Below are 19513 nucleotides of genomic sequence, written 5' to 3' on the forward strand. Positions count from 1 at the left end.
AAATGGTGCTGCCCGGCGATAACGTGACCATGACGGTCAAGCTGCTGGCCCCCATCGCCATGGAAGAAGGCCTGCGCTTCGCCATCCGCGAAGGCGGTCGCACCGTCGGCGCCGGCGTCGTCGCTAAAATCATCGCCTAAACAACGGTGGGCGGGCCTCACGCCCGCTAGGCAAATGCCCGGCTAGCCCGGGCATTTGTTACGAGAAGAAAAAGGGCCGCACGGCCCTCTTTCCATCTCTGCTAGAAAAGTAGTATCATGTATGGTTCCGCAAGGCGCTATGCATGCCAGAATCATTGCCATAGGGGTATAGCTCAATTGGCAGAGCGTCGGTCTCCAAAACCGAAGGTTGTAGGTTCGATTCCTACTGCCCCTGCCAAAGCTCAAGTTTTGGCCCTGACTCGTTCTTAAAATGTCCAACACCAACGTAGAAACCGTAACCAGCACCGCCGACCGGATCAAGCTCGGATTCGCGGTTCTTGTCATCATCGCAGGAATCGTCGGTTTCTCGGTGTTGGAATCGCAGTCCATGGGCGTGCGCATCGGCGTATTCGTCGGCGGTCTGGTCATCGCCGCGATCATTGCCTGGTTCAGCGAGCCGGGTCGTCGTACCCTCAGCTTCGGCAGCGAGGCCTATAACGAAATGCGCAAGGTCGTTTGGCCGAGCCGCAAAGAAACCACCCAGATGACCGGCATTGTGTTTGCCTTTGTGGTCGCCATGGGCGCGTTCATGTGGGTGATGGACAAATTGATCGAATGGATACTCAACGTCCTGTTGCTGGGCTGGAAATAAAGGGCCGTCATGAGTAAGCGTTGGTATGTCGTCCATGTCTATTCGGGCATGGAAAAAAGCGTCCAGAAGGCCCTGAACGAGCGCATCGAGCGGGCGGGCCTGCAAACGTCTTTCGGCCGCATTCTCGTGCCGTCGGAAGAAGTCGTCGAAATGAAGGGCGGCCAGAAATCGATCAGCGAGCGTCGTATTTTCCCGGGCTATGTCCTGGTCGAGATGGACCTCACCGACGAAACCTGGCATTTGGTCAAGAACACCAATCGAGTCACCGGTTTTCTGGGTGGTTCGGGCAATCGCCCTTCGCCGATTTCCGAAAAGGAAGTCGAGAAGATCCTCTCCCAGATGGAAGAGGGCGTCGAGAAGCCTCGTCCCAAGGTGCTGTTCGAGGTGGGCGAAATGGTGCGTGTCAAAGAAGGTCCGTTTGCGGACTTCAACGGCAACGTCGAAGAAGTCAACTACGAGAAAAGCAAGGTGCGCGTGTCGGTCACCATTTTCGGCCGTGCGACACCGGTGGAACTGGATTTCAGCCAGGTCGAGAAGACCTGATCTGATGGGGCCATGCCCCGATAGCTGTACCCCTTCAAGCAGTATTTTCATCAACCCCCGGGGAGCCCGCCGCAGACGTCGGGCGTTTGAACCCGCAAGGAGCAAAGCATGGCGAAGAAGATCGTCGGCTTTATCAAGCTGCAAGTGCCGGCTGGTAAGGCTAACCCCTCTCCCCCGATCGGTCCGGCGCTGGGTCAGCGCGGCCTGAACATTATGGAATTCTGCAAGGCGTTCAACGCCAAGACGCAGGGCATGGAGCCCGGCCTGCCGATTCCCGTGGTGATCACCGCCTTCGCGGACAAGTCGTTCACCTTCATCATGAAGACCCCGCCCGCCACGGTCCTCATCAAGAAGGCCGCCGGCGTGCAGAAGGGTTCGCCCAAGCCCCACACCGACAAGGTCGGCACGCTGACGCGCGCCCAGGCTGAAGAAATCGCCAAGACCAAACAACCCGATCTGACCGCGGCCGATCTGGACGCCGCCGTCCGCACGATCGCTGGCAGCGCCCGCAGCATGGGCATCACCGTCGAGGGCATCTGATCATGGCAAAACTGTCCAAGCGCGCCGCCGCTATCGCCCAGAAGATCGACCGTACCAAGCTGTACCCGGTCTCTGAAGCCCTGACTCTGGTCAAGGAAACCGCCACCGCCAAGTTCGACGAATCCATCGACGTGGCCGTGCAGCTCGGCATCGACCCCAAGAAGTCCGACCAACTGGTTCGCGGCTCCGTCGTCATGCCCGCCGGCACCGGCAAGACCGTTCGCGTCGCCGTGTTCGCCCAGGGCGACAAGGCCGAGGCTGCCAAGGCCGCCGGCGCCGACATCGTCGGCATGGAAGACCTGGCCGAGAGCATCAAGGGCGGCAATTTCAATTTCGACGTGGTCATCGCCTCGCCCGACACCATGCGTATCGTCGGTACGCTGGGTCAGATCCTGGGCCCGCGCGGCCTGATGCCGAACCCCAAGGTCGGCACCGTGACCCCCGATGTCGCCACCGCCGTGAAGAACGCCAAGGCAGGTCAGGTGCAGTACCGCACCGACAAGGCCGGCATCATTCACGCCACGATCGGCCGCGCCTCGTTCGGCGTGGAACAACTGCAAACCAACCTGGCTGCCCTGGTCGACGCCCTGCAAAAGGCTCGCCCCGCCGCCGCCAAGGGCATTTATCTGCGCAAGCTCGCCGTGTCGTCCACCATGGGCGGCGGTGCACGCGTGGAAATTGCCTCGCTGTCGGCCTGAGCCGACGGCACGTAACGTACTTTGGGCCGCACCCGAATTTTCGGGTGTAGCTGTCAAAGACCGCTGGAGCGCAGGGCCTCATGCTGTAACGAGGACCTGGGCTTAATACCGGAAATCCTGAGCAATCGGCGAAATTCGGATCCAGCGTAGATGGCGCTCCCAGGAAGAATTCTTTATCTGAAGAACTCAACCCAGGCGCCGCATTCGGTAGACGCGCAAGACAGCAAGGAAAACCCGCAAGGGAATCCGAATCCGTCCCAGGCGTCTTTTGATGGAGTGTTCAAACCGTGAGTCTCAATCGTCAAGAGAAAGCGGTCGTGATCGAAGAAGTCTCGGCGCAAGTCGCCAAGGCGCAGTCGATCGTGGTCGCCGAGTACCGTGGTCTGGACGTCGCCTCTGTCACCGTACTGCGCAAAACTGCGCGTGAATCGGGCGTTTACCTGCGTGTTCTGAAGAACACGCTGGCCCGTCGAGCTGTTGCCGGCACGGCTTTCGAGTCGCTGTCCTCGCAACTGACCGGTCCGCTGATCTATGGCATCAGCACCGACCCGGTTTCGGCGGCCAAGGTTCTCGCCGGCTTCGCCAAGAGCAACGACAAGCTCGTGCTGAAGGGCGGTTCGCTGCCCAACAGCACCCTGAGCGCTGAAGGTGTGAAGGCTCTGGCCACCATGCCGTCGCGTGACGAGCTGCTCTCGAAGCTGATGGGCACCATGCAAGCCCCGATCGCGCAATTCGTGCGTACGCTCAACGAAGTTCCGACCAAGTTCGCCCGTGGCCTCGCCGCCGTGCGCGATCAGAAGGCCGCCGCGTAAGCGGTGGCCAGCGGAAATTCGTCGAACGACATAGCGACAATCCAACCCTGGCATTTATCCAATTCTGGAGTTCTGAAAAATGGCACTTAACAAAGCTGAAATCCTTGACGCCATCGCTGGCATGACCGTGCTCGAGCTGTCCGAGCTGATCAAGGAAATGGAAGAGAAGTTTGGCGTGTCGGCTGCTGCCGCCGCTGTCGCCGTGGCTGCTGCCCCGGCCGCCGGCGCCGCCGCCGCTGTCGAAGAGCAGACCGAGTTCACCGTCGTGCTGGAAGAAGCCGGCGCCAACAAGGTCAGCGTCATCAAGGCCGTGCGCGAAATCACCGGTCTGGGTCTGAAGGAAGCCAAGGACCTGGTCGACGGCGCTCCCAAGCCCGTGAAGGAAGCGCTGGCCAAGGCTGACGCCGAAGCCGCCAAGAAGAAGCTGGAAGAAGCTGGCGCCAAGGCCACGCTGAAGTAATTCCTGGCTTTACTGCCCGGGGACAGTGCAGTTTGCCGTCCCCGGGCTTTTGCGTTTCCAGGAAAGCCCTCTTGAATGTAGGGGTTAGCCCTTAAGGCAGCCTCCGGTAGATGCCCAGATAGCAAGGGCGTACATGGCAAGTGGAATTTCCTGGAGTCGTAACACCTGGGGCCGTGGTTGACGGCCCATGCAACCTCGAGTCGGAGTGCTCATGCCTTACTCGTACACCGAAAAAAAGCGCATCCGCAAAAGCTTCGCCAAGCGTGAAGACGTCCAGAACGTGCCCTTCCTGCTTGCGACACAGCTTCAATCCTACCTAACGTTCCTGCAATCCGACGTGCCTGCCGCACAGCGGGCCAGCGATGGTCTGCAAGCCGCGTTCACGTCGATATTCCCGATTGTCAGCCATAACGGTATGGCGCGCTTGGAGTTCGTCAGCTATGTGCTGGGCGAACCCGTGTTCGACGTCAAGGAATGCCAGCAGCGCGGCCTGACCTATGCATCGCCTCTGCGCGCCAAGGTTCGCCTGGTGCTGATGGACCGCGAAGTCAGCAAGCCCACCGTCAAGGAAGTGAAAGAACAGGAAGTCTACATGGGCGAAATTCCGCTCATGACCGGCACCGGTTCCTTCGTCATCAACGGCACCGAACGCGTCATCGTGTCGCAGCTGCACCGTTCGCCCGGCGTGTTCTTCGAGCACGATCGCGGCAAGACTCACAGCTCGGGCAAACTGCTGTTCTCGGCCCGCGTGATTCCCTATCGCGGTTCGTGGCTGGACTTCGAGTTCGACCCCAAGGACGTGCTGTTCTTCCGTGTCGACCGTCGCCGCAAGATGCCCGTGACGATCCTGCTCAAGGCCATCGGCATGACGCCCGAGACGATCCTGGGCGAGTTCTTCGACTTCGACGATTTCACCTTGCAGAGCGAAGGCGCCATGATGACCGTGGTGTCCGAACGCTGGAAGGGCGAGATCGCGCGCTTCGACATCACCGACCGCGCCGGAAAGGTGCTGGTCGAGAAAGACAAGCGCATCAACGCCAAGCATTTGCGCGACATGGCCGCTGCCGGCATCGAACGCATTACGGTGCCCGAGGACTTCCTGCTCGGTCGCGTGCTGGCCAAGAACATTGTCGACGCCGAGACTGGCGAGATCGTGGCAAACGCCAACGACGAGATCACCGAATCGGTGTTGATCGCCATGCGCGACGCCAAGGTCGCCAGCTTCCAAACCTTGTATACCAACGATCTCGATCGTGGTCCGTACATCTCGCAGACGCTGCGTACCGACGAGACCGCCGATCAGATGGCCGCGCGCGTGGCGATCTACCGCATGATGCGTCCTGGCGAGCCGCCGACCGAAGAAGCGGTCGAGGCCCTGTTCCAGCGTCTCTTCTACAGCGAAGAAACCTACGATCTGTCGCGCGTGGGTCGCATGAAGGTCAACAGCCGCCTGGGTCGCGGCGAAGACAATACCGGCCCGATGACGCTGACCAACTCGGACATCCTTGAAACCATCAAGGTGCTGGTCGAGTTGCGCAACGGCCGCGGCCAGATCGACGATATCGACCACCTGGGCAACCGCCGTGTGCGTTGCGTGGGCGAGCTGGCCGAAAACCAGTTCCGCGCCGGCCTGGTGCGCGTCGAGCGCGCGGTCAAGGAGCGTCTCGGCCAGGCCGAGACCGAAAACCTGATGCCGCACGACCTGATCAACTCCAAGCCGATCTCGGCTGCCATCAAGGAGTTCTTCGGTTCGAGCCAGCTCTCGCAGTTCATGGACCAGACCAACCCGCTGTCGGAAATCACGCACAAACGCCGCGTTTCCGCCCTGGGCCCCGGCGGCCTGACCCGCGAGCGCGCCGGCTTCGAAGTGCGCGACGTGCATCCTACGCACTACGGCCGCGTCTGCCCGATCGAAACGCCTGAAGGCCCGAACATCGGCCTGATCAACTCCATGGCGCTGTACGCTCGCCTGAACGAGTACGGCTTCCTGGAAACCCCTTATCGCAAGATCATCGACGGCAAGGTCAGCGACCAGATCGACTATCTGTCGGCCATCGAAGAAAGCCACTACGTCATCGCCCAGGCCAATGCCGAGCTCGACGAGCAGGGGCACTTCGTCGACGACCTCGTGGCTTGCCGCGAAGCGGGCGAAACCATGATGACCTCGCCGGCCAACGTGCACTACATGGACATCGCGCCGTCGCAGATCGTCTCGGTGGCCGCTTCGCTGATTCCGTTCCTGGAACACGACGACGCGAACCGCGCGCTGATGGGCGCCAACATGCAGCGCCAGGCCGTGCCCTGCCTGCGTCCGCAGAAGCCGCTGGTCGGCACCGGCATCGAGCGCACCGTTGCGGTCGACTCCGGCACCACCGTGCAGGCGCTGCGCGGCGGCGTGGTCGACCACGTCGACGCCGAACGCGTAGTGATCCGCGTCAATGACGACGAAAACGTCGCCGGCGAAGTGGGCGTGGACATCTACAACCTCATCAAGTACACCCGCTCCAACCAGAACACCAACATCAACCAGCGTCCCATCGTCAAACGCGGCGACAAGGTCGCCAAGGGCGATGTGCTGGCCGACGGCGCGTCGACGGACCTGGGCGAACTCGCTCTGGGCCAGAACATGCTGATCGCGTTCATGCCCTGGAACGGCTACAACTTCGAAGACTCGATCCTGATCTCCGAGAAGGTCGTGGCCGACGATCGCTACACCTCGATCCACATCGAGGAACTGACGGTCGTCGCGCGCGACACCAAGCTCGGACCGGAAGAAATCACTCGCGACATCAGCAATCTGGCCGAAACCCAGCTCAATCGACTCGACGAGTCGGGCATCGTCTACATCGGGGCCGAAGTCAGCGCCGACGACGTGCTGGTGGGCAAGGTCACGCCCAAGGGCGAAACCCAGCTCACGCCCGAAGAAAAGCTGCTGCGCGCGATCTTCGGCGAGAAGGCTTCGGACGTCAAAGACACCTCGCTGCGCGTGCCCTCGGGCATGATCGGCACTGTCATCGACGTGCAGGTGTTCACCCGCGAAGGCATCGTGCGCGACAAGCGCGCCCAGTCCATCATCGACGACGAACTGCGCCGCTATCGCCAGGACCTGAACGACCAGCTGCGCATCGTCGAGAACGACCAGTTCGATCGCCTGGAAAAGATGCTCAACGGCAAGACCGTCAACGGCGGTCCGAAGAAGCTCGCCAAGGGCGCCACGATCACCCGCGCCTACCTGGCCGATATGGACCGCTGGCAGTGGTTCGACATCCGTCTGGCCGACGAGCAGCACGCCGTTGTCCTGGAACAGGCCAAGGAGTCGCTCGAGCAGAAGCGCCACCAGTTCGACCTGGCTTTCGAAGAGAAGCGCAAGAAGCTTACGCAAGGCGACGAACTGCCGCCGGGCGTGCTCAAGATGATCAAGGTGTACCTGGCCGTCAAGCGCCGCCTGCAGCCTGGCGACAAGATGGCCGGCCGTCACGGCAACAAGGGTGTGGTCTCGCGCATCACCCCCGTGGAAGACATGCCGCACATGGCCGACGGCACCACCGCCGACATCGTTCTGAACCCGCTGGGCGTGCCCTCGCGGATGAACGTCGGCCAGGTGCTGGAAGTCCACCTGGGCTGGGCCGCCAAGGGTGTGGGCCAGCGCATCGCCGACATGCTGCGCGACGAACGTGCGGCGCAGGTCAAGAACATTCGTGCTTACCTGGAAAAGGTCTACAACTCGACCGGTTCCGGCGCGCACATCAATGAACTGACCGACGACGAAGTCATCGAAATGGCACACAATCTGAAGGACGGCGTGCCGCTGGCTACGCCGGTCTTCGACGGCGCCACCGAAGAAGAAATCGGCGCGATGCTAAAGCTGGCCTATCCGGACGACATCGCCCAGAAGATGCAGCTCACGCCGTCGCGTGCGCAGGCATGGCTCTTCGACGGCCGCACCGGTGAACAGTTCGAGCGCCCGGTCACCATCGGCTACATGCATTACCTGAAGCTGCACCACTTGGTCGACGACAAGATGCACGCCCGTTCGACCGGCCCGTACTCGCTCGTGACCCAGCAGCCGCTGGGTGGCAAGGCGCAGTTCGGCGGCCAGCGCTTCGGCGAAATGGAAGTGTGGGCGCTGGAAGCCTACGGCGCGTCGTACACGCTGCAGGAAATGTTGACGGTGAAGTCCGACGACATTACCGGCCGTACCAAGGTTTACGAGAACATCGTCAAGGGCGATCACGTCATCGAAGCCGGCATGCCGGAATCGTTCAACGTGCTCGTCAAGGAAATCCGTTCCCTGGCCCTCGACATGGATTTGGAGCGTAACTGATGAAAGCGCTACTCGACCTCTTCAAGCAAGTCTCTCAAGACGAGCAGTTCGATGCCATCAAGATCGGCATTGCCTCGCCCGAGAAGATCCGTTCCTGGTCTTACGGCGAAGTCCGCAAGCCCGAGACGATCAACTACCGTACCTTCAAGCCTGAGCGCGACGGCCTGTTCTGCGCCAAGATCTTCGGGCCCATCAAGGACTACGAGTGTCTGTGCGGCAAGTACAAGCGCCTGAAGCACCGTGGCGTCATCTGCGAAAAGTGCGGTGTCGAAGTCACCGTCGCCAAGGTGCGCCGCGAGCGCATGGGCCACATCGAGCTGGCCAGCCCCGTCGCGCACATCTGGTTCCTCAAGAGCCTGCCTTCGCGCCTGGGCATGGTGCTGGACATGACGCTGCGCGACATCGAGCGCGTGCTGTACTTCGAAGCCTGGTGCGTGATCGAACCCGGCATGACGCCGCTCAAGCGCGGCCAGATCATGTCCGATGACGACTTCCTGGCCAAGACCGAAGAGTACGGCGACGACTTCCGTGCCCTGATGGGTGCGGAGGCCGTGCGCGAACTGCTGCGCACCATCGACATCGACCGCGAAGTCGAGACCCTGCGTGGCGAGCTCAAGGCCACCAGCTCGGAAGCCAAGATCAAGAAGATCTCCAAGCGCCTGAAGGTGCTGGAAGGCTTCCAGAAGTCCGGCATCAAGGCCGAGTGGATGGTCATGGAAGTGCTGCCCGTGCTGCCGCCGGACCTGCGTCCGCTGGTGCCGCTCGATGGCGGCCGCTTCGCCACGTCCGACCTGAACGACCTCTATCGCCGCGTCATCAACCGCAACAACCGCCTCAAGCGCCTCCTGGAGCTGAAGGCGCCCGAAATCATTCTGCGCAACGAAAAGCGCATGCTGCAGGAAGCCGTCGATTCGCTGCTCGACAACGGCCGCCGCGGCAAGGCCATGACCGGCGCCAACAAGCGCCAGCTCAAGTCGCTGGCCGACATGATCAAGGGCAAGAGCGGCCGCTTCCGCCAGAACCTGCTGGGCAAGCGCGTCGACTACTCGGGCCGTTCGGTCATCGTGGTGGGCCCGCAGCTCAAGCTGCACCAATGCGGCCTGCCCAAGCTGATGGCGCTGGAATTGTTCAAGCCTTTCATCTTCAATCGTCTCGAGATGATGGGTTTGGCCACGACCATCAAAGCTGCCAAGAAGTTGGTCGAGAGCCAGGAGCCGGTGGTGTGGGACATCCTCGAAGAGGTGATCCGCGAACACCCGGTCATGCTCAACCGCGCCCCGACGCTGCACCGCCTGGGCATCCAGGCCTTCGAACCGACGCTGATCGAGGGCAAGGCCATTCAGCTGCACCCGCTGGTCTGCGCGGCGTTCAACGCCGACTTCGACGGCGACCAGATGGCCGTTCACGTGCCGTTGTCGCTGGAAGCTCAGCTCGAAGCCCGCACACTGATGCTGGCCTCGAACAACGTGCTGTTCCCGGCCAACGGCGAACCGTCGATCGTCCCGTCGCAGGATATCGTGCTGGGTCTGTACTACACGACTCGCGAGCGCATCAACGGCAAGGGCGAAGGTATCTTCTTCACCGACGTGGCCGAAGTGCAGCGCGCCTATGACAACGGCGAAGTCACGCTGCAAACGCGTATTACCGTGCGCCTGAAGGAACACGAGAAAGACGCCAACGGCGACTGGCAGCCCGTCATCCGCCGCCACGAGACCACCGTGGGTCGTGCGCTGCTGTCCGAGATTCTGCCCAAGGGACTGCCCTTCACGGTGCTCAACAAGGCGCTGAAGAAGAAGGAGATCTCGCGCCTGATCAACCAGTCGTTCCGCCGCTGCGGCCTGCGCGACACGGTGATCTTTGCCGACAAGCTGATGCAGTCGGGCTTCCGCCTGGCTACGCGCGGCGGCATCTCGATCGCCATGGAAGACATGCTGATCCCCGAAGCCAAGGAGACCATCCTGGCCGAGGCCAGCCGCGAAGTGAAGGAAATCGACAAGCAGTACTCGTCGGGTCTGGTCACCTCGCAAGAGCGCTACAACAATGTCGTGGACATCTGGGGCAAGGCCGGCGACAAGGTCGGCAAGGCCATGATGGAACAACTGGCCACCGAACCGGTCGTCAACCGCGCCGGCGAAAAGGTGCGCCAGGAGTCCTTCAATTCCATCTACATGATGGCCGACTCGGGTGCGCGCGGCTCGGCCGCCCAGATCCGCCAGCTGGCCGGCATGCGCGGCCTGATGGCCAAGCCCGACGGTTCGATCATCGAGACGCCCATCACGGCGAACTTCCGTGAAGGCCTGAACGTTCTGCAGTACTTCATCTCGACGCACGGCGCCCGTAAAGGCCTGGCCGATACGGCGCTGAAGACGGCGAACTCCGGCTATCTGACCCGTCGCCTGGTCGACGTCACGCAGGATCTGGTCATCACCGAGGACGATTGCGGCACCTCGCAGGGCTATCTGATGAAGGCGCTGGTCGAAGGCGGCGAAGTCATCGAACCGTTGCGCGACCGCATTCTGGGCCGCGTCGCCGCAGCCGATATCGTCAATCCCGACACGCAGGAAACCGCCATTCCCGCCGGTACGCTGCTGGATGAGGATCTGGTCGATGCCATCGACAAGCTGGGCGTTGACGAGGTCAAGGTCCGTACGCCGCTGACCTGCGAAACCCGCCACGGTCTGTGCGCGCATTGCTACGGTCGCGATCTGGGCCGCGGCGTGCGCGTCAACTCCGGCGAAGCGGTCGGCGTCATCGCCGCCCAGTCGATCGGCGAACCGGGCACGCAGCTCACGATGCGTACCTTCCACATCGGCGGCGCGGCGTCGCGTTCGGCCCTGGCCAGCGCGGTGGAAACCAAGTCGGCCGGTACCGTCGGCTTCACCAGCACGATGCGCTATGTGACCAATGCCAAGGGCGAACGCGTGGCGATCTCGCGCTCGGGCGAACTGGCGATCTTCGACGACAACGGCCGCGAACGCGAACGCCATAAGATCCCCTACGGCGCCACGGTGCTGGTGGGCGATGGCGAAACCGTCAAGGCCGGTACGCGCCTGGCCACGTGGGATCCGCTGACCCGCCCGATCGTGTCCGAGTACGGCGGCGCCGTGCGCTTCGAGAACATCGAAGAAGGCGTCACGGTTGCCAAGCAGGTCGACGAAGTCACCGGACTGTCGACCCTGGTCGTCATCACGCCCAAGACGCGCGGCGGCAAGACCACCATGCGTCCGCAGATCAAGCTGGTCAACGAGGCCGGCGAAGATGTGCGCATCGCCGGCACCGACCATGCGGTGAACATCTCGTTCCCGGTGGGCGCGCTGATCACGGTGCGCGACGGCCAGCAGGTCGCGGTGGGCGAAGTGCTTGCCCGTATCCCGCAAGAATCGCAGAAGACTCGCGACATTACCGGCGGTCTGCCGCGCGTGGCCGAACTGTTCGAAGCCCGCTCGCCCAAGGACGCCGGCATGCTCGCCGAAGTCACGGGCACGGTCTCCTTCGGCAAGGACACCAAGGGCAAGCAGCGTCTGGTCATCACCGATCTGGAAGGCACCAGCCACGAGTTCCTCATTCCGAAGGAAAAGCAGGTTCTGGTGCACGACGGCCAGGTGGTGAACAAGGGCGAAATGATCGTGGACGGCCCGGCCGATCCGCACGACATCCTGCGCCTGCAGGGCATCGAGAAGCTTGCCACCTACATCGTCGACGAAGTGCAGGACGTTTACCGTCTGCAGGGCGTGAAGATCAACGACAAGCACATCGAAGTGATCGTGCGGCAGATGCTGCGCCGCGTGAACATCGTCGATGCCGGCGACACGTCGTTCATTCCCGGCGAGCAGGTCGAACGTTCTGAACTGCTCAACGAAAACGATCGCGTCGTTGCCGAGAACAAGCGTCCGGCCTCGTACGAGAACGTCCTGCTGGGCATCACCAAGGCCTCGTTGTCGACCGATTCGTTCATCTCCGCGGCGTCCTTCCAGGAAACCACTCGCGTGCTGACCGAAGCGGCGATCATGGGCAAGCGCGACGACCTGCGCGGCTTGAAGGAAAACGTCATTGTCGGCCGCTTGATTCCGGCGGGTACCGGCCTGGCGTATCACCTGGCCCGCAAGGACAAGGAGGCCATCGAAGCCGCCGAACGCGAAGCCGCCCGCCAGCTGGCCAACCCCTTCGAAGAAGCGCCGGTCACGGCGTCCGTCGAATCCGATACGGATTCGGCGCCCAGCGAAGAGTAAGCCGTCTGCACGCGCTCCGGCTCGGCCGGAGTGCGCGTGGAACGAAAAAGCCGCCGGATTTTCCGGCGGCTTTTTTACTGTCGAGACGACGCCCGCATTAGCGCGGCACGCTGCTCATGCTGCGCGATCGTCCGCGCGCGCGATCTCGTCTTCGGTATAAGCGGGCAATCGCAGCGTGAAAGTCGATCCGGCGCCGGGGCGGCTATCCACCTCGACGCTACCACCGTGGCGGGCCGCCACGGTGTTGACGAAGGCCAGGCCCAATCCCGCACCGTTGCTGTCGCTGCGCGCAGCCGGCCCCACGCGCATGAACGGCTGAAAGATGCAAGGGAGGTCTTCCTGCGCGATCCCCATGCCGCTGTCGACAATGTGGATCAGCCAGTTCATGCCGTCGCGCCGCAGGGACACGCGCACCCGTCCGCCGCTGGACGTGTACTTGAGTGCGTTGTCGATGAGATTGCAGACGGCGCGCAGCAGCAGGGCGCGGTCGCCGCGAAGCAAGGCCTGGGGCAGGGCGTCGTCGATCGACAGCTCCACCCTGCGCGCTTGGGCCAGGCCCCAGAAGTCGTCCATTGCCTCGTGCAGCAGCATGTCCACGTCAATGACCACCTGCGCGAGGCGCACCGATTCGGCACGTGTCAGATGTACGAAATCGTCTACCAGGCGCAGAGTGCGCCGCGCCAGTTGGCCGATGCGCGACCAGGCGTCGTGCTGCTTCTTCGGATCGGTTTCCTGGCTGTTCAGATAGACCAGCGCGAGGATGGAGTTTTGCGGAGCGCGCATGTCGTGGGAAACGAAGCGCAGAGTTTCTTCGCGCTTGCTTTCGGCCTGGCGTATGGCGCTGATGTCGTTGAAGGTGACGACCGTGCCGGCGAATTCGCCGGCGCTATTGTGGATGGGTGCGCATTTGAGAATGATGCTGCGGCCCTGGCGATCGTGAATTTCCATATCCAGACGCCATGGCGAGGCATCGGACTGCTGGCCGGTCAGGGCAGGGCCGATTTTGTTCAGCACGGCCGCATCGGACACGAGTTGCTCGAGCAGCCACGTCGTCGATTGGCCCAGACGCGGCGCGCGCAGCGCAAGATCGCGAAAATAGGCCGTCGCGGCGCGATTGCGCATGCTCAGGCGGCCGTCCTTGTCTGAAACGAAGACAGGATCCGTGATGCCATCGAAGCCGTCGACGAGAAAGCGCCGCAGATTGCGCACCCGCGTCAGCGCCTGGCGCAGCTCATGCAGGCGAGCGCTCATGGCGTCCTTCTTGTCGAAATGCGTCGAGAGCTGCGCTTCGTCGAGAATGGGCGGATATTCCTGTCGCAGGCGCAGCAGCTCGCTATCCATGTCGGCGAGTATGGCTTCCTGCTGGCGCCAGCACCACAGCGGATAGCTGGCGAGCAGCATGAGGACGGACGCCGACGGCGCTATCCAGTAGTGCGCATAGTTCAGCACGGCAAACGCGGCAGCGACCACCAATGCGGCGGCGGCCAGCGATAACAGCAACGCGCGACGCGGCGCCATGCGGCGCAAGGCAAGGCAGGCCAGCAACGTGCACAGCGCGGTGCCCAGCGCGGTAAGCCAGGCCGGCGCGGTGCGGATCATGAGGCCCGCGCGGGCGGCCTGCAGCTGCTGTCCGAGCATCTCGATTCCGCTCAGACGCCCCATCGGCGTGGGAAAGCGGCGCGACCATCCGTCCGGCTGCGAGCCCACCAGTACGTATTTGCCCTGAATCTGCGCCGCGGGCACCTGGCCGCGCAGAACCTGCAAATAGGATACGGCACGCATGCGGCCGGAGGGGCCGACGTAATCGATGCCCGTACGACCGGCCGGGCCGGCGCGTCGCAAGATGGCGTCTGCCTTGTCTCTTTCGCCGCCCGCGGCGAGCAGGGCCAGAACCAGATAACGGTAGTCTCGACCGTTTCGCAGGCGCGTGTCCCATTGCACGCGGCGGATGATGCCGTCGCCGTCGGGCAGGCTGTTCAAATATCCCGCGTCTGCTGCTGCCGCGGCGAGTTTGTCGCTGGCAAGCGCGCTGCGAGTCGGGGCAGTCAGGCTGTCGAGCACGGCGGGCAGCACCACGTGGCCGTTGCGCTCGATGGCTGAGATCAAGAGCGCGTCATCGCCCGGTTTGAGCGCCGACGCTTCGTGAAGCGTGGTCAGCCCGACGGCGCGGGCGCCGTCCAGCTTGTCCAGCAGCCGCGCGAGCACGCCGTGCGGCCATGGCCAGGGCCCCAGCGCATCCAGAGACGCGCTGTCTACGGTGACCAGAAGAATATCGGGCGAAGCTTTCCGGCTCGACCAGGCCATGGCTTGGTCGTAGAAACCCTGGTCGAAGCGACCCAGGCCATTGAAGGAACCCAACAGGGTCGCAACGGCGATGAGCAGAGCTATCAGCAGATGGTCCGCGGACCATGCAAGGCGCCTGCGGCGTTCTCGAGCCTGGGCCATGTCAGCGTTGCCGGATCCGGCTCAGGGTGCGATGGGAAATGGGGAAACGCGCTCGCTGGCTTCCTGCTCGGCGATATGCACCAGATCGAGACGGTAACCCAGGGCGTACGAAGAGCTCAGGCGCACGCCGTGCTGCGCTCGTAGCTGCAGCTTCTGGCGGATATTGGACAGATGGGTATCCAGTGTGCGCGACGTGGCCGGGATCTCGCGGTTCCAGACGCTCTCGGCGAGCACGTCGCGCGACAGCAGTCGGCCGATGTTGCGAAAGAATAGCACCGCCAGATCGAACTCTTTCGGCGCCAGCACGATGTTGCGGCCGTCTAGGGTAATGAAGCGCTCGCTCGGGTCGATGCGGTACGCGCCGACCGTGAAAGCCGCCTCTGCCGACTGCACCGGCTGGGCGCGACGCAGCAGAGCACTGATGCGGGCCAGCAGTTCGGCGTGCCGCAGGGGCTTGGAGATGAAATCGTCCGCGCCTGCCTGCAAGCCGTGCACCACGTCTTCTTCTTGGGTGCGGCTGGTGAGCAGAATGACCGGAATGGCATAACCGAAGTGGTTGCGCAGATGCCGCAGCACCTCGTCCCCGCTCATGTCGGGCAATTGCCAATCGAGCAGCACCAGGTCGTATGTGGTTTCGCGCATGGCCCCCAGCAAATCGACGCTTTGCTGAAAACTGTCGCAGTGGTAGCCGGCCGAGGCCAGAACCTGCTGTATTTGACGGGCCTGATCCAGGTCGTCTTCGAGCGACGCGATCTTCATAGGTTTACGCTTGTTGGTGGAACAACAAATAGTGCAACCATATGAACGGCTTGGCTTAACATCTCTTAAGGTTTGTAAAGATTAAAGCATGCAGATTTTAGGAATGTTACTTGTAGATACCACTCAATGCATCCGTAGTGTCATGCCTTGCGCACGGGATGTAAACGCCACCCATGTGCCCCTAAATTTTATAGGGCCCAATAAAGGGTTCTCCCGATATTTTTTTGACAAAAAGGCCCGTCTGGGCTAAGCTTTCCGGCTCACTGCTACATTTGCGCGTGAAAAGGCTTTTCTTCGGGTCTTTCCCGTTGATTGCCTGGATTATCGCAATTGTGCCGCCTGGCCGTGCGCTTGATGGAATCCATAAGTGTGGAATCCATAACGCAATGCCTGCATAGCCTTCTTCACTATGCGGACTTGGTCGGGATGAGAGCCGCTCTTTTACGTATGCGACATGGTGCGACGGAAAACGGGCGGGTCTGTGTGAGCTGCCTACACATCCAGTGGTAATACGTAAAAGGAATTCCCGAGGCCATGCCTACCATCAGCCAACTCGTGCGCAAGCCGCGCGAAGTCAGCATCAGCAAGAGCAAGAGCCCTGCGCTCGAAAATTGCCCGCAGCGTCGCGGCGTCTGCACGCGCGTCTACACCACCACCCCCAAGAAGCCGAACTCGGCTCTGCGTAAGGTCGCCAAGGTGCGCCTGACCAACGGTTTCGAGGTCATCTCGTACATCGGCGGCGAAGGTCACAACCTGCAAGAGCACTCGGTGGTGCTGGTGCGCGGCGGTCGTGTCAAAGACTTGCCTGGCGTGCGTTATCACATCGTCCGCGGTTCGCTGGACCTGCAAGGCGTGAAAGACCGCAAGCAGGCGCGTTCCAAGTACGGTGCCAAGCGCCCCAAGAAGGCCTGATCCGTTCAAGCCGATTGCAGTAAGTCATAAAGCCGCAAGACCCGAACGGCACACTGCCGCGAGGAACGTGCAAACGCACAGCATTTACGTATGCGTGCGGACCGTAAGGGGCCATTTGAATGAATGGCCACGGCCGTGGAGTCGAATAAGCCCGCGGTTCAACTGAATAGACACAAGGAAGCAAGAAATGCCCCGTCGTCGCGAAGTCCCCAAGCGCGAGATTCTGCCCGATCCCAAGTTCGGCAGCGTCGAGCTCGCCAAATTCATGAACGTTGTGATGCTGGACGGCAAGAAGGCCGTCGCCGAGCGCATCGTTTACGGTGCCCTCGAGCAAGTCCAGACCAAGACTGGCAAAGAGCCGCTGGAAGTCTTTAGTCTGGCCATCAACAACATCAAGCCCATCGTCGAAGTGAAGAGCCGTCGTGTGGGTGGCGCCAACTACCAAGTGCCGGTCGAAGTGCGCCCCGTGCGCCGCCTGGCCCTGGCCATGCGCTGGTTGCGCGAAGCCGCCAAGAAGCGCGGCGAAAAGTCCATGGACCTGCGCCTGGCCGGCGAACTGATCGACGCCTCCGAAGGTCGCGGCGCCGCGATGAAAAAGCGCGAAGACACGCACAAGATGGCCGAAGCCAACAAGGCTTTCAGCCATTTCCGTTGGTAATACAAGGAATACCGAATCATGGCCCGCAAAACCCCGATCGAGCGCTATCGCAACATTGGTATCAGCGCTCACATCGACGCTGGCAAGACCACCACGACCGAACGCATCCTGTTCTACACCGGCGTCAACCACAAGTTGGGCGAAGTGCATGACGGCGCAGCGACGACCGACTGGATGGAGCAGGAGCAAGAGCGCGGCATCACGATCACCTCCTCCGCCGTGACCTGCTTCTGGAAGGGCATGGACCTGTCCCGCCCCGACCACCGTATCAACATCATCGAGACCCCGGGCCACGTCGACTTCACCATCGAGGTGGAGCGCTCCATGCGCGTGCTGGACGGCGCTTGCATGGTGTATTGCGCGGTCGGCGGCGTGCAGCCGCAATCGGAAACCGTGTGGCGCCAGGCTAACAAGCACAAGGTGCCACGCCTGGCCTTCGTCAACAAGATGGACCGTACCGGCGCCAACTTCTTCAAGGTCTACGACCAGATGAAGCTGCGCCTGAAAGCCAACCCCGTGCCCGTCGTCATCCCGATCGGCGCCGAAGAAAACTTCAAGGGCGTGGTCGATCTGGTGAAGATGAAGGCCATCTTCTGGGATGAAGCTTCCCAGGGCATGAAGTTCGACTACGCGGACATCCCGGCCGAACTGGCCGCGGACGCCAAGAAGTGGCGCGAGAACATGGTCGAGGCCGCCGCCGAGTCCAGCGAAGAACTGATGAACAAGTATCTCGAAGAGGGCGACCTCAACGAGGACGATATCAAGCAGGGTCTGCGCATCCGCACCATCTCGACTGAAATCCAGCCCATGCTGTGCGGTACTGCGTTCAAGAACAAGGGCGTGCAGCGCATGCTCGACGCGGTTATCGACTACCTGCCTTCGCCCGTGGACATTCCTCCCGTCAAAGGCACCGACGAGGACGAGAACCCCGCCGTCCGCAAGGCTGACGATGGCGAAAAGTTCTCCTCCCTGGCGTTCAAGCTGATGACCGACCCGTTCGTCGGCCAGTTGACCTTCGTGCGCGTCTATTCGGGCGTGCTGAAGAAGGGCGACACGGTGCTCAACACCGTCAAGGGCAAGAAGGAACGTATCGGCCGTATCGTGCAGATGATGGCCAACGACCGTATCGAGATTGAAGAGATCGTCGCTGGCGACATCGCCGCTTGCGTGGGCCTGAAGGAAGTGACGACGGGCGAAACGCTGAGCGACCCGAGCGCCGCCATCGTGCTGGAGCGCATGGTGTTCCCTGAGCCCGTGATTTCGCAGGCCGTGGAACCCAAGACCAAGGCCGACCAGGAAAAAATGGGCATTGCGCTGCAGCGCCTGGCTTCCGAGGATCCTTCGTTCCGTGTTCGCACCGATGAAGAGTCGGGCCAGACCATCATTTCCGGCATGGGCGAACTGCACCTGGAAATCATCGTCGACCGCATGAAGCGTGAGTTCGGCGTGGAAGCCAACGTCGGCAAGCCCCAGGTGGCCTACCGCGAAACCATCCGCAAGACCGTCGAAGAAGCCGAAGGCAAGTTCGTCAAGCAGTCGGGCGGCCGCGGCCAGTACGGCCACGCCGTTCTCAAGGTCGAGCCCCTGCCTCCCGGCGGCGGTTACGAGTTCGTCGACGCGATCAAGGGCGGCGTGGTGCCTCGCGAGTTCATCCCCGCGGTGGACAAGGGCATCCAGGAAACCCTGCCGGCCGGCATCCTGGCGGGCTTCCCCGTCGTGGACGTGAAGGTCACGCTGCACTTCGGTTCGTACCACGACGTGGACTCGAACGAAAACGCGTTCAAGAGGGCCGGTTCGATGGCCTTCAAGGAAGGCATGCGCAAGGCCAGCCCGGTCCTGCTCGAGCCCATGATGGCCGTGGAAGTCGAAACGCCCGAAGACTACGCCGGCACCGTGATGGGCGACCTGTCGTCCCGCCGCGGTATGGTGCAGGGCATGGACGACATGGTCGGCGGCGGCAAGATCATCAAGGCCGAGGTTCCCCTGGCCGAGATGTTCGGCTACTCGACCTCGCTGCGTTCGGCGACCCAAGGCCGCGCCACGTACACGATGGAGTTCAAGCACTATGCCGAAGCTCCCAAGAACGTGGCCGACGAAGTCATCGCCGCTCGCGCTAAGTAATCAGCTATCCATGCCGCGCCCCGATGTCGGGGCGCGGCGATTCAACAAAATTTTTTCCTTGCAATCAAAGGACAGAGATCATGGCAAAAGGCAAGTTTGAGCGTACCAAGCCGCACGTGAACGTGGGTACGATTGGTCACGTAGACCACGGCAAAACGACGTTGACGGCGGCGATCACGACGGTGCTGTCGACCAAGTTTGGTGGTGAAGCGAAGGGATA

At 62.0% G+C, this 19513-nt stretch carries 14 protein-coding genes, 1 tRNA gene and 1 pseudogene; 14 read left to right on the forward strand and 2 right to left on the reverse strand.

The features are described 5' to 3' along the window. The 10 genes and pseudogenes from ACTHJ1_RS00610 to rpoC form a co-directional block, all read left to right on the forward strand. A pseudogene (locus ACTHJ1_RS00610) lies at window positions 1-140 on the forward strand (elongation factor Tu); the annotation flags it as partial. 162 nt (window positions 141-302) lie between these two features. Beyond that, window positions 303-378, forward strand: a tRNA-Trp gene (locus ACTHJ1_RS00615). 33 nt (window positions 379-411) lie between these two features. Continuing rightward, the gene (secE, locus tag ACTHJ1_RS00620; RefSeq protein WP_440186359.1) at window positions 412-792 is read left to right on the forward strand and encodes a preprotein translocase subunit SecE; all 381 of its coding nucleotides are present in this window, start codon (window positions 412-414) and stop codon (window positions 790-792) included. Window positions 793-801: 9 nt separating this feature from the next. Next, window positions 802-1335, forward strand: coding sequence for a transcription termination/antitermination protein NusG (nusG, locus tag ACTHJ1_RS00625; RefSeq protein WP_440186361.1), 534 nt, complete (start codon window positions 802-804; stop codon window positions 1333-1335). 108 nt (window positions 1336-1443) lie between these two features. Beyond that, window positions 1444-1875 carry a 50S ribosomal protein L11 gene (rplK, locus tag ACTHJ1_RS00630; RefSeq protein WP_012415720.1) on the forward strand — a complete coding sequence of 144 codons (432 nt, stop codon included), beginning with the start codon at window positions 1444-1446 and terminating at the stop codon, window positions 1873-1875. Between the two features lie 2 nt (window positions 1876-1877). Further along, window positions 1878-2573 (forward strand): 50S ribosomal protein L1, encoded by a 696-nt coding sequence (gene rplA / locus ACTHJ1_RS00635; RefSeq protein WP_440186363.1) that lies wholly within the window; start codon window positions 1878-1880, stop codon window positions 2571-2573. Between the two features lie 287 nt (window positions 2574-2860). Beyond that, on the forward strand, window positions 2861-3385 hold the full coding sequence (rplJ, locus tag ACTHJ1_RS00640; RefSeq protein WP_440186365.1) for a 50S ribosomal protein L10: 525 nt from the start codon (window positions 2861-2863) through the stop codon (window positions 3383-3385). Window positions 3386-3464: 79 nt separating this feature from the next. Then, on the forward strand, window positions 3465-3845 hold the full coding sequence (rplL, locus tag ACTHJ1_RS00645; protein ID WP_440186367.1) for a 50S ribosomal protein L7/L12: 381 nt from the start codon (window positions 3465-3467) through the stop codon (window positions 3843-3845). Between the two features lie 211 nt (window positions 3846-4056). Continuing rightward, window positions 4057-8169 (forward strand): DNA-directed RNA polymerase subunit beta, encoded by a 4113-nt coding sequence (gene rpoB / locus ACTHJ1_RS00650; protein WP_440186369.1) that lies wholly within the window; start codon window positions 4057-4059, stop codon window positions 8167-8169. Beyond that, window positions 8169-12398, forward strand: coding sequence for a DNA-directed RNA polymerase subunit beta' (gene rpoC, locus ACTHJ1_RS00655; protein ID WP_440186371.1), 4230 nt, complete (start codon window positions 8169-8171; stop codon window positions 12396-12398). Before rpoB ends, rpoC begins: the two co-directional genes overlap by 1 nt. A 114-nt stretch (window positions 12399-12512) precedes the next feature. On the opposite strand, the gene ACTHJ1_RS00660 is transcribed toward rpoC, so the two are convergent. Next, complete coding sequence (locus ACTHJ1_RS00660; protein WP_440186373.1) at window positions 12513-14843, reverse strand: CHASE2 domain-containing protein; 2331 nt, start codon at window positions 14841-14843, stop codon at window positions 12513-12515. Between the two features lie 21 nt (window positions 14844-14864). Continuing rightward, window positions 14865-15602 (reverse strand): response regulator transcription factor, encoded by a 738-nt coding sequence (locus ACTHJ1_RS00665; protein WP_440186375.1) that lies wholly within the window; start codon window positions 15600-15602, stop codon window positions 14865-14867. Window positions 15603-16136: 534 nt separating this feature from the next. Between ACTHJ1_RS00665 and rpsL the strand changes: the two genes are divergently transcribed. From rpsL to ACTHJ1_RS00685, 4 genes are all read left to right on the forward strand, one after another. Further along, the gene (rpsL, locus tag ACTHJ1_RS00670) at window positions 16137-16514 is read left to right on the forward strand and encodes a 30S ribosomal protein S12 (protein WP_440186377.1); all 378 of its coding nucleotides are present in this window, start codon (window positions 16137-16139) and stop codon (window positions 16512-16514) included. Between the two features lie 187 nt (window positions 16515-16701). Beyond that, window positions 16702-17172 (forward strand): 30S ribosomal protein S7, encoded by a 471-nt coding sequence (gene rpsG / locus ACTHJ1_RS00675; RefSeq protein WP_440186379.1) that lies wholly within the window; start codon window positions 16702-16704, stop codon window positions 17170-17172. A gap of 18 nt (window positions 17173-17190) precedes the next feature. Beyond that, window positions 17191-19293 carry an elongation factor G gene (gene fusA, locus ACTHJ1_RS00680; protein ID WP_440186381.1) on the forward strand — a complete coding sequence of 701 codons (2103 nt, stop codon included), beginning with the start codon at window positions 17191-17193 and terminating at the stop codon, window positions 19291-19293. 80 nt (window positions 19294-19373) lie between these two features. Then, window positions 19374-19513 (forward strand): GTP-binding protein (locus ACTHJ1_RS00685; RefSeq protein ID WP_238874694.1); only part of this gene is annotated, 140 nt, incomplete at its 3' end.

The sequence above is a fragment of the Bordetella sp. genome (assembly GCF_051960075.1).
In the GTDB taxonomy this organism is placed as follows: domain Bacteria; phylum Pseudomonadota; class Gammaproteobacteria; order Burkholderiales; family Burkholderiaceae_B; genus Bordetella.

Excerpts from the sequence above, each read along its gene's own strand:
- secE (WP_440186359.1), top strand. The coding sequence starts at position 412 with ATGTCCAACACCAACGTAGAAACCGTAACCAGCACCGCCGACCGGATC.
- nusG (WP_440186361.1), top strand. The coding sequence starts at position 802 with ATGAGTAAGCGTTGGTATGTCGTCCATGTCTATTCGGGCATGGAAAAA.
- rplK (WP_012415720.1), top strand. The coding sequence starts at position 1,444 with ATGGCGAAGAAGATCGTCGGCTTTATCAAGCTGCAAGTGCCGGCTGGT.
- rplA (WP_440186363.1), top strand. The coding sequence starts at position 1,878 with ATGGCAAAACTGTCCAAGCGCGCCGCCGCTATCGCCCAGAAGATCGAC.
- rplL (WP_440186367.1), top strand. The coding sequence starts at position 3,465 with ATGGCACTTAACAAAGCTGAAATCCTTGACGCCATCGCTGGCATGACC.
- rpoB (WP_440186369.1), top strand. The coding sequence starts at position 4,057 with ATGCCTTACTCGTACACCGAAAAAAAGCGCATCCGCAAAAGCTTCGCC.
- rpoC (WP_440186371.1), top strand. The coding sequence starts at position 8,169 with ATGAAAGCGCTACTCGACCTCTTCAAGCAAGTCTCTCAAGACGAGCAG.
- ACTHJ1_RS00660 (WP_440186373.1), bottom strand. The coding sequence starts at position 14,843 with ATGGCCCAGGCTCGAGAACGCCGCAGGCGCCTTGCATGGTCCGCGGAC.
- ACTHJ1_RS00665 (WP_440186375.1), bottom strand. The coding sequence starts at position 15,602 with ATGAAGATCGCGTCGCTCGAAGACGACCTGGATCAGGCCCGTCAAATA.
- rpsL (WP_440186377.1), top strand. The coding sequence starts at position 16,137 with ATGCCTACCATCAGCCAACTCGTGCGCAAGCCGCGCGAAGTCAGCATC.
- rpsG (WP_440186379.1), top strand. The coding sequence starts at position 16,702 with ATGCCCCGTCGTCGCGAAGTCCCCAAGCGCGAGATTCTGCCCGATCCC.
- fusA (WP_440186381.1), top strand. The coding sequence starts at position 17,191 with ATGGCCCGCAAAACCCCGATCGAGCGCTATCGCAACATTGGTATCAGC.